Below are 8,882 nucleotides of genomic sequence, written 5' to 3' on the forward strand. Positions count from 1 at the left end.
CTACGCCAAGGGCCTGGTCACGGGCGCGCTGAAGGTGCGGCTGGAAATGGCGGCGGTGTCGGGCCTGCCGTTCTGAACAGACGCTGCCCTACAGCCCGCCCATCAGCTGCGCGCGGTACACGGCCTGCGCGCCGTTGGCCGCGCGCAGCTTGCGCTTGGCGTTCTCCACGTGCAGGCGGAAGGTGCGCTCGGTGCAACCGAAACGCTGCTGCGCTTCCGAACCTTTCAGGCCTTCGGCCACGGCGCGCAGCACCTCGCGCTCGCGCGGGGTGAGCGGGCAGACCGCCGCGCGCAGCGCCTCGCGCCAGGCGGGCCAGTCGCCCAGCACCTCCAGCGCGGCGGTGCCCAGCTGTTCCTCCCGCAGGTGCGCGCTGGTGGACAGCAGCCAGAACTCGCCGCAGGCCTCGCCCAGCAGCGGCAGTCGCACCAGCAGCAACTGCTGGTAGCCCAGGCCGCCCAGGCGGCGCACCGCCTCCTCGCCCAGGGCCGCCACGGGCAGGCGCTCGACGGTGCCACCACGCGGCGGCACGGCGCGTGCCATCCATTCGGCATGGGCCTGCAGCGCGGCGCTGCTCAGGGCCTGCACCAGGCGCTCGCCAGCGACACCGAAAGGGTCGGGCCGCACGAAGGCCACGCCCGCGAAGCCGCGCCCTCGCAGGCGCGCGGCCAAGGCCTGCATGCGCTCATCGAGCGCGTTGGGGGGCGACGCCGGCTCGGGCGGTTCGCCCAGGAGGGCGAGGCCGCTGGCGCGCGAGGGATCCTCGCTCACCCGCCGCGTTCCTCTGCCAGCGCGCGCCACGACACCGCGGCGGGCCAGTCGAACAGGAACTCGGCGGCCAGCACGCCATCGGCCTCACTCAGCACCTCGACGGGCGCGATGGCCGCCGCGATGCCCTCCAGCTGCGACACCAGCTCGAGGTTGGGCAGGGCCTGGCCCGCGCGCACGCGGTCCAGGCCGGGCGCGTCCCAGCCGAACTCGGCCAGCGAGTCGGCCAGCTCGCGCAGGCCGTCGGTGGTCTCGATCTGGATCCAGCTCAGGCGGCCGTCGGCGCGCAGGCCCAGCACCCCGAAGGGCTCGCCAAGCACCAGGTATTCGTCCACGCGGCCGCGCCCCAGGATCACCATCAGCGCGTTGGACACGTCGTCCGACTGCAGCGCCTGCAGCCGCTCGTGGCGCATCTGCATGGCCAGGTGGCGGCCGCGCTCCAGCGAGTTGTGCAGGAACTGCTCCTGCAGCGCGCGGCGCAGGTTGAAGCCCAGGTTGCGCGTCTGCTTGGGCAGGAAGGATTCGATGGCACCGCCATTGAAGGCCTTGACCGCGAGGTCGGCGTCGGCCGCGCCCGTGAGCAGGATGCGCCGCAGGCCGAAATGGCCGTGGCGCTCGCAGATGGAGATGCCATCCTCGGCGGGCATCACCTGGTCGGTGACCAGCACCGAGAAGATGCGGTGCCGCCCTTCCCAGGCGAAGTAGTCGAGCGCGGCGGCCAGCGGCGACTCCGCGCCCACCACGCGCGCCAGCATCTGCTGCTCGCGCCGCAGCAGCGCTTCCTGCTCGGCATAGGAGTGGTCGAGTTCGCCCGGGTGGTGCAGGAACTCGCAGCGCCGCACCGAGGCCACGGCGTCCGCCATGGCGTCGAGGAACGACGGGTCGTCGTCGATGAAGGAGATGCGCGAGGACGCTCTCATGCAGGGGAACAACATGCCTGGCTCGCTTCGGGGGGTGGACGGGACGCGGCGCACGCGCGTCCGGACCAGGGGAGCATATCGGCACTTCGTGGGAGAACTTGAGCCGGCCGGTTTGGCGCCTTTTTTTCACGCCAGGCGCTGGAGAGCGCTCCCTAGAATCCGCCCCGTCGTGCACCACCACCACCTCATCCGGGCCATCGCCCTGCTTCGCCAGCCACTGGAGCCGCTGCAGCAGCTGTCGCGCGCGCGGCTGGTCACGCTGGGCCTGTTCCTGTCCATCGGGCACCTGGCCTTCCACTGGTTCTGGACGGTGCTCGTGCCGCAGCCCTACGAGAACCTGCTCCTGCGCGCGCTGGCCGCCGCCGGCGCGCTGCCGCTGCTGTGGTGGACGCCGTCGCGCGTGATGCGCCAGCGCGGCATCCGGCTCTACCTGCTGGCCTACATGACCTACACGGGCCCGTTCCTGTTCCAGTGGTTCTTCCTGATGAACCACGGCAACGCGGTGTGGATGACCAGCGCGGCGCTGATGTGCTTCCTGGCGTACCACATCCTCGACTGGCGCGTGGCCACGGCGGCGCTGGCGGCGGGCACCATCGCCGCGCGCGCGCTGGTGGCGCTGCTGGAGCCGCAGCTCGCCATGCCCTGGTGGCGCGTGACCGAGGGCAACCTCACCTTTGCCTTCGCCTGGCTGTCCGCCCTGGCGCTGGCGCTGTCCTCGGCCAGCCAGCGGCTGCAGCGGCTCAACGCCACGCTGCTGGCCATGGGCGTGATGGCGCACGAGCTGCGCACGCCACTGGCCAGCGCGGCCCTGGTCAACGAGAACCTGCGCGAGGCCGAGCCCGCCGAGGTGGAGCGCCTGACGCAACGCATGGACGGCCTGCTGCGCGCCATCCACCACCAGATCGATTCGCAGATCGTCAACGCGCAGCTGCTGGGCATCCAGCCTGGCCGCGAGACCCTGCGCGCCGGCCAGCTCGTGCGCGACGCCATCGAGTCCTACCCCTTCCTCAGCGAACGCGAGCGCCTGGCCGTCAGCGTGGACATGCGCGCCGATTTCCGCTTCCACGGCAGCGAGCGCCTGTTCATCCAGGTCATCCACAACATGCTCAAGAACTCCGTGTTCGCGCTGCGCCGCACCCAGGGGCGCTTCGAACGCGGCGACATCCAGATCGAGGTGTCGGCGGGCGGTGCGCGCGGCACCATCCGCGTGCGCGACAAGGGACCGGGCGTGCCCGGGCACCTGCGCCGCGCCATCTTCGAGCCCTTCTTCAGCACCCAGACCACGCACAGCAGCGGCCTGGGCCTGGCCTTCTGCCGCGAAACCGTGCAAGCCAACCGCGGCCAGCTGCGCTTCGAGCGCGTGGACGCCGGCTCGTCCTTCGTGATCGAGCTGCCCCTGCTGCCGGGCGAGGCGGGCGAGACCCGCCGCGCCAGGCGCTGGGCGCCCGGCTGAGGCGCGACCATCGGGTTTCCCCCACAGCGGAACGCCGGACTTCCCTCTGGTGGCGGCGCCGCTGGCGCGTAGCATGGGTGCATTCCCGTTCCCGCGGCCCGCCATGCCCCCGCTTCGCCCGATCCCGATGCCGCGCACGCCGTTGCAGGCCCTGTTCTCCCACCCGCTCGAGCCCGTGCTGCACCTGTCGCGCGCGCGGCTGGTCGCGCTGGGCCTGATCTACCTCATCGTGCACCTGTCGGCCTGGCTGGTGTACACCCAGGTCGCGCCGCAGCCCTACGACAGCCTGGCCCTGCGCCTGGCCGCGGCGCTCGGGGCCCTGCCGCTGTTCCTGTTCGACCCCGACGAGGTGGCGGAGTCGCCCGGCGCGCGCGCCTACGTGCTGCTCTACCTGGCCCTGGCCGGCCCCGTGCTGCAGGTCTGGCTCTACCTCATGAACGGCGGCACCGATCCGCGCGTGCTGGCCCTGTGCCTGGTCGCGCTGCTCATGTACGTGATCACCGACTGGCGCTACGCCACCGCCATGCTGGTGCTGGCCTTCGCGGGCGGGCTGCTGTTCGGCGCCGGCACCGACCGGCTGCCGGCCGCGCTGGCGCGCGAGCACGGCTTCATGGTGGGCCTGTCGTGGCTGTGCGGACTGCTGCTGGGCTTGTCTTCGGCGCAGCAGGACCGCCAGCGCCAGCAGGCCACCATGAACGCCCTGGGCGTGATGGCCCACGAACTGCGCACGCCGCTGGCCAGCATGGGCCTGCTGGTGGAAAGCCTGCGCGACAACGGGGAGTCGCCGCAAGCGCGCCGCTCGGGCCAGCGGCTGGAGGGGCTGATGCGCAACCTGCACCAGCAGATCGACACGCAGATCGTGAACGCGCAGCTGCTCGTCCTGCGCCGCGGCGACGAGCGCATCGCCGCGCGCGCGCTGATCGCCGACGCCATCGACAGCTTTCCCTTCCGCGCCGAGGCCGAGCGACGCGCGGTGGCGCTGGCGCCCGGCCCCGACTTCCACTTTCTCGGCACGCGGCGCCTGTTCACGCAGGTGGTGCACAACCTGCTGCGCAACGCGCTGGTCGCCCTGCGCCAGCACAAGGGCACGCCCGAGCCGGGCGACATCACGCTGGCCACCGACGTGCGCGGCGGCCAGGGCGTGATGGAGATCCGCGACCGGGGGCCCGGCATCCCACGCTCCCTGCAACGCAGCGTGTTCCGCCCCTTCGTGAGCACCGCCGACACGCACAGCAACGGCCTGGGCCTGGCCTTCTGTCAGAACACGGTGCGGGTGAACCGGGGCCGCCTCTCCCTGCGCTCCAGCGAGGCCGGTACCACTTTTGTGATCACCCTGCCCCTGGACGAGGGGCGGCGCGGCGGCTGAAGGCGCGCCGCCGGGCGGGCGCCCGCGCCCGCCCGCGAACTGGGCGGGTTTTGCCCGCCTTATCCAATCAAGTTTTCCCGGCAGGCGGCCGATAGTGGCGGCGAACGCCCGTGCCTTCCAAGCGGCCGCGGGCGACACCTGTTCACGCCCCCACCCGATCCCCCGCCCCGCGCCTCACCATGAATTTCCTTCGCAACATGTCCGTCGGCACCAAACTCTGGGCCGGCGTCGCCACCATCATCCTGGCCCTGCTGGCCACCGTCATCAGCGCGGGCCTGCGTTCGGCCCGCATGACCGAACAGTCCGAGCGCATCCTGACCGAGCTCTCCGACAAAACCGCCCTGGCCGTGGAATGGGCCGGCGTGACCGAGACCACCACCACCCGCGTGCAGGCCTCCACCCTGTCCAGCGACCCGGCCATCACCGCCCTGTACAAGGACCTGATCCCGGCCGGCTCGGCCCGCATCTCCGAGCTGCAGAAGGCGCTGGACGCCATGCCCAAGACCGAGGCAGAGGTCGCCGCGCTGGCCCGCATCGCCGAGCTGCGCACCGCCGTGCTGAGCTCGCTGGGCAAGGCCACCAAGCTCAAGGCCGCCGAGGACTACGCCGGCGCCGCGCACGAGATCACCACCAACTTCAATGGCGCCGTCACGCCTTACCTCAACGCGGTGCAGGACTTCGGTCGCATGCAGAACCGCATACTGCAGGAAGCGCAGGCCGCGCAGGCCAAGGAGCGCGTGACCAGCATCACCATCGCCGCCACGCAGGTCGGCCTGCTGATCCTGGGCATCGCCGTCGGCGCGTTCTTCCTCATCCGCAACATCCGCCAGCCGCTCAACGACACCATGGCCTTCGCCGAGCGCATGGCCGACGGCGACCTGACGGCCACGCTCAACAACGACCGCGGCGACGAGTTCGGCGCCATGACCCGTGCGCTGGGCACCATGCGCGACCGACTGGTCAGCGTGGTGGCCGACGTCAAGCGCGGCACCGAGAACATCACCGTGGCCGCGAAGGAGATTTCCACCGGCAACAACGACCTCTCCAGCCGCACCGAGCAGACCGCGAGCAACCTGCAGCAGACCGCCGCCTCGATGGAGCAGATGTCGGGTGCGATCAAGCAGTCGGCCGACTCGGCCCGCGTGGCCAACCAGCTCGCCGACGTGGCGGGCCAGAGCGCGCAAAAAGGCGGCGAGGTGGTGAACCAGGTCGTCTCGACCATGGAAGAGATCAACCAGGCCTCGCGCAAGATCAACGACATCATCGGCGTCATCGACGGCATCGCCTTCCAGACCAACATCCTGGCCCTCAACGCCGCCGTGGAAGCGGCGCGCGCGGGCGAACAGGGCCGCGGCTTCGCGGTGGTGGCCGGCGAGGTGCGCAACCTCGCGCAGCGCAGCGCGCAGGCCGCCAAGGAGATCAAGGGCCTGATCGGCGCCAGCGTGGACAAGGTCACCGTGGGCACGGAACTGGTGAGCCAGGCCGGCCAGACCATGAGCGAGATCGTGGAGAACGTGGTGCGCGTGCGCGACATCATTGGCGAGATCGCCAGCGCCTCGGGCGAGCAGGCCGATGGTGTCAACCAGATCAACGCGGCCGTCTCCAACCTCGACCAGATGACGCAGCAGAACGCCGCGCTGGTGGAGGAAAGCGCCGCCGCCGCATCGAGCATGAACGACCAGGCCGCGCGCCTGGCCGAGGTGGTGCGCATCTTCCGCCTGGATGGCAACGCCGCCTCGGGCAGCATCGCCGCGCGGCCGGCGGGCGAGCGGCACCAGCGCCGCGAGCCGCAGTTGGCGCCGGTCGCGGCGCCTCAGGCGAAGCCCGCGGCACCCGTGGCCAAGCCGCTGGCCACGGCCAAGCCCGTGGCGGTGGCGCCCAAGCCCGCCGCACCGGCCGCCGGCAAACCCCTGGCCGCTGCGGCCAAGGCCCCCGCCAGCGACGAGGTCGGCGAATGGGAGTCCTTCTGATCCGCGCCGCCCGCGACCGCCACCGCGGCCGCTGAAGCCCCAGGCCCGCCGAAGACCTCGGCGGGCTTTTTTTCAGGCGCCGACGGGCGCGGCCACCGGCACCAGCCGCTGCACCACCTCGTCGGTGCTGAGCACGTCGCCAAAGAACAGCATCCAGTTGTTCAGGCAGTGCTCGTGCTCGGCCGGCGTGACGGCCGAGAGCGCGTCGTCGACCATGATGGTGGCGTAGTCCATCATCATCGCGTCGCGCGCGGTCGATTCGCAGCAGACGTTGGTGACGGTGCCACCGATGAGCACGTGCGTGACGCCGCGCTCGCGCAGCACCTCGTCCAGGCGCGACGAGCCCGGCACCAGCGCGCTGTAGCAGCGCTTGACCACGCGCTCGTCCTGCGGGTGCGGCTGCAGGCCGGGCGCGATCTGGAAGCCCTCGTGCGCGCTCGCCAGCTCGCGCAGGCGCCGCGCGCTGCGCGCCGGCGTGAGCATGTGGGCGTGGTGGTGCGACCAGAAGTCATCGGCGCCGTCGGCGCTGGTCTGCACCCAGATGACATGCCCGCCCGCCTCGCGCAGCGCGTTCGCCAGCCGGTTCACCGCCGGGAAGGTGGCGCGCGAGGGCGCGCACTCGCCGAGATAGCCCGGCTGCGTGTAGTAGTTCTGCAGGTCGATGACGACGAAGGCCGTGCGTTCGGCCGCCAGCGTGTCATAGGGGTGCAGGCGGCCCTGGCGCGCCACCACGCGCTCGACGACCCATTCGGGAAACTGCATGCTCGCTCCTCTCGGTTCAGGCGTAGCGCTTGGCCATGGCGGCCTCGATCCGCGCGATCACCAGGTACATCAGGCCCGACAGCAGGCCCAGCACCACGATGGCGGTCATCACCACGTTCAGCTGGAAGACCTGGCTGCCGTTGACGATGAGGAAGCCCAGGCCGGCGCTGGCCGACTGGAACTCGCCCACGATGACGCCCACCAGCGCCAGGCCGATGTTCATCTTCAGCGCCGCCACGAGCGTGGGCACGCTGCCCGGCATGACCACCAGGCGCAACACCTGGGCGCGGCTGGCGCCCAGGGTTCGGGCCAGCTTGATCTTGTTCGGGTCGATGCTCTGGAAGCCGTCGTACACCACCATGATGGTGACGAACACGGCGATCGCCACGGCCATGCCGTAGACCGAGTACTCGGATCCCAGCCAGATGTAGAAGATCGGCACGAAAGCGATCTTGGGCATGGCGTTGGCCACCACCAGGAAGGGGTCCAGCACCTTGTGCGCGAAGTCCGACCACCACAGCCCGGCGGCCACGCCGATGCCGATGACCATGCTCAGCACGAAGCCGATGAGGGTGGCCTTGAAGGTGACCCAGGTGTGCATCAGCAGCTTGCCGTTGTGCAGCAGATCGAGGAAGGTCGGCCACAAGGCGCTCGGGTAGCTGGTCAGCATGGGGTTGACCACATGCGTCTTGGCCAGCACCTCCCACAGCACCAGGAAGGCCACCAGCAGGGCCAAGCGGGTGAGCAGGATGCGCTGGCGGCGGCGGCGCTGGCGCGACTGCCATTCGCGGTACGCGGGGCTGGGTTCGCGTCCGGCCGGTGGCGGCGTGGGGGTGGCCATGGTGGCCAGGGTGGCGGAGGCGGTGGTGTTCATGGCGTCATCCTTCCACGTGGACGTCGAGCTCGTCCCACAGCAGCGCGAAATAGGTATTGAACTCGGGCAGGGACCGCACCACGAACGGGCTCGGGCGGCCCGCGCCGTGGCTGGGAAAGCGCATCAGGTGCTGCGACTTGATGCGCCCGGGGCGGCGCGAAAGCACCACCACGCGGTCGGTCATGGCGATCGCCTCGCCGATGTCGTGCGTGACCAGCACCACCGACTTGCCCTCGTCGCGCAGCACCTCCACCACCTCGTCGGCGATCGCCAGGCGGGTCTGCGAGTCCAGCGCGGAGAAGGGTTCGTCGAGCAGCACCACGTCGGGGTCGGTCACCAGCGTGCGCGCCAAGGCCACGCGCTGGCGCATGCCACCCGAGAGCTGGCGCGGAAAGTGGTGCAGGAAGTCGCCCATGCCGCACTTGTGCAGCAGGTGCGCGGCCCGCTCGCGGGCCTCGCGCATCGGCCGGCCCTGGATCTGCGCGCCCAGGGTGGCGTTGTCCAGGATGCTGCGCCATTCGAACAGGTAGTCCTGCTGCAGCATGTAGCCCACGCGCGGCGACGGGCCCTTGACTCGCTCGCCGTGCACCCGTACCTCGCCCGACGAGGGTTCGAGGATGCCGGCCATCAGCGACAGCAACGTGCTCTTGCCGCAACCCGACTGACCGATCAGGCTCACGAACTCGCCCGGCGCCACCGACAGGCGGATGCGGTCGAGCGCCTGCGTCTCGCCGGCGTCGGTGAAGTAGCGCAGCGAGACGTCGTTGATCT

At 70.9% G+C, this 8,882-nt stretch carries 8 protein-coding genes; 3 read left to right on the forward strand and 5 right to left on the reverse strand.

Annotated elements, in window-relative coordinates; translation table 11 throughout:
* Positions 1-88: 88 nt before the first annotated feature.
* On the reverse strand, positions 89-769 hold the full coding sequence (locus BGO22_RS14830; protein WP_286851492.1) for a helix-turn-helix transcriptional regulator: 681 nt from the start codon (positions 767-769) through the stop codon (positions 89-91).
* Entirely contained in the window at positions 766-1,701 is a 936-nt protein-coding gene (locus BGO22_RS14835; RefSeq protein WP_286851494.1) for a response regulator, read from the reverse strand. Before BGO22_RS14835 ends, BGO22_RS14830 begins: the two co-directional genes overlap by 4 nt.
* 154 nt (positions 1,702-1,855) lie before the next feature.
* Here BGO22_RS14835 and BGO22_RS14840 point away from each other — a divergent pair, with 154 nt between their 5' ends.
* The 3 genes from BGO22_RS14840 to BGO22_RS14850 all read left to right on the forward strand — a co-directional run bounded on the left by BGO22_RS14840 (position 1,856) and on the right by BGO22_RS14850 (position 6,475).
* The gene (locus tag BGO22_RS14840; protein ID WP_286851496.1) at positions 1,856-3,139 is read left to right on the forward strand and encodes a sensor histidine kinase; all 1,284 of its coding nucleotides are present in this window, start codon (positions 1,856-1,858) and stop codon (positions 3,137-3,139) included.
* Positions 3,140-3,242: 103 nt separating this feature from the next.
* Positions 3,243-4,505, forward strand: coding sequence for a sensor histidine kinase (locus tag BGO22_RS14845; RefSeq protein WP_204743199.1), 1,263 nt, complete (start codon positions 3,243-3,245; stop codon positions 4,503-4,505).
* 179 nt (positions 4,506-4,684) lie between these two features.
* A complete protein-coding gene (locus BGO22_RS14850; RefSeq protein ID WP_286851499.1) occupies positions 4,685-6,475 on the forward strand; it encodes a methyl-accepting chemotaxis protein in 1,791 nt (596 codons plus the stop codon).
* Between the two features lie 72 nt (positions 6,476-6,547).
* Here the strand turns inward: BGO22_RS14850 and BGO22_RS14855 are convergent, their stop codons facing one another.
* The 3 genes from BGO22_RS14855 to BGO22_RS14865 are packed head-to-tail and all read right to left on the reverse strand — an operon-like array spanning position 6,548 to position 8,880.
* Entirely contained in the window at positions 6,548-7,237 is a 690-nt protein-coding gene (locus BGO22_RS14855; protein WP_070400709.1) for a cysteine hydrolase family protein, read from the reverse strand.
* A gap of 16 nt (positions 7,238-7,253) precedes the next feature.
* A complete protein-coding gene (locus tag BGO22_RS14860) occupies positions 7,254-8,078 on the reverse strand; it encodes an ABC transporter permease (protein WP_139147115.1) in 825 nt (274 codons plus the stop codon).
* 37 nt (positions 8,079-8,115) lie between these two features.
* Complete coding sequence (locus BGO22_RS14865) at positions 8,116-8,880, reverse strand: ABC transporter ATP-binding protein (RefSeq protein WP_286851504.1); 765 nt, start codon at positions 8,878-8,880, stop codon at positions 8,116-8,118.
* Positions 8,881-8,882 lie beyond the last annotated feature (2 nt).

The sequence above is a fragment of the Hydrogenophaga sp. 70-12 genome (genome assembly GCF_001897365.1).
Lineage (GTDB): Bacteria > Pseudomonadota > Gammaproteobacteria > Burkholderiales > Burkholderiaceae_C > Hydrogenophaga > Hydrogenophaga borbori.

Bases quoted from the DNA above. Each gene is read 5' to 3' on its own strand.
- BGO22_RS14835 (WP_286851494.1), bottom strand. From the start codon at position 1,701: ATGTTGTTCCCCTGCATGAGAGCGTCCTCGCGCATCTCCTTCATCGAC.
- BGO22_RS14845 (WP_204743199.1), top strand. From the start codon at position 3,243: ATGCCCCCGCTTCGCCCGATCCCGATGCCGCGCACGCCGTTGCAGGCC.
- BGO22_RS14850 (WP_286851499.1), top strand. From the start codon at position 4,685: ATGAATTTCCTTCGCAACATGTCCGTCGGCACCAAACTCTGGGCCGGC.
- BGO22_RS14855 (WP_070400709.1), bottom strand. From the start codon at position 7,237: ATGCAGTTTCCCGAATGGGTCGTCGAGCGCGTGGTGGCGCGCCAGGGC.
- BGO22_RS14860 (WP_139147115.1), bottom strand. From the start codon at position 8,078: ATGGCCACCCCCACGCCGCCACCGGCCGGACGCGAACCCAGCCCCGCG.